The sequence below is a fragment of the Dellaglioa sp. CoH-55-MRSF-9 genome, assembly GCF_056782155.1.
This window is the reverse complement of the sequence record NZ_JBXAYG010000151.1, coordinates 1-246: the sequence shown is the minus strand read 5'-3', so window position 1 is coordinate 246 and position 246 is coordinate 1. Positions and strand designations below refer to the sequence as shown.

The following is a 246-nucleotide window of genomic DNA, read 5'->3' as shown; positions in this document are numbered from 1 at the left end:
CAATACATGTTTAAAAACGGACGTCCCCCGGGCAAATTGTCGCAGTGCGCAAAAACGCGACGGCGGGCTAGCGGACGCGCCCGCGCTCCCACAGCACGTCGGCGCCGCCGCCGGCGCGGTTCAGCACGCGCGCCAGCACGAACAGCAGGTCGGACAGCCGGTTCACGTACCGCCGCGGTGCGTCATTGAGCGTGTCGCTACGCCCGAGCGCGACGATCGAGCGCTCCGCACGGCGGCACACGGTGC

At 69.1% G+C, this 246-nt stretch carries 1 protein-coding gene; it reads right to left on the bottom strand.

Features of this window, described 5'->3' with window-relative positions; translation table 11 throughout:
• Window positions 1–67 precede the first annotated feature (67 nt).
• A complete protein-coding gene (locus AC1RPV_RS08140; RefSeq protein ID WP_481764259.1) occupies window positions 68–241 on the bottom strand; it encodes an ATP:cob(I)alamin adenosyltransferase in 174 nt (57 codons plus the stop codon).
• Between the last annotated feature and the right edge of the window lie 5 nt (window positions 242–246).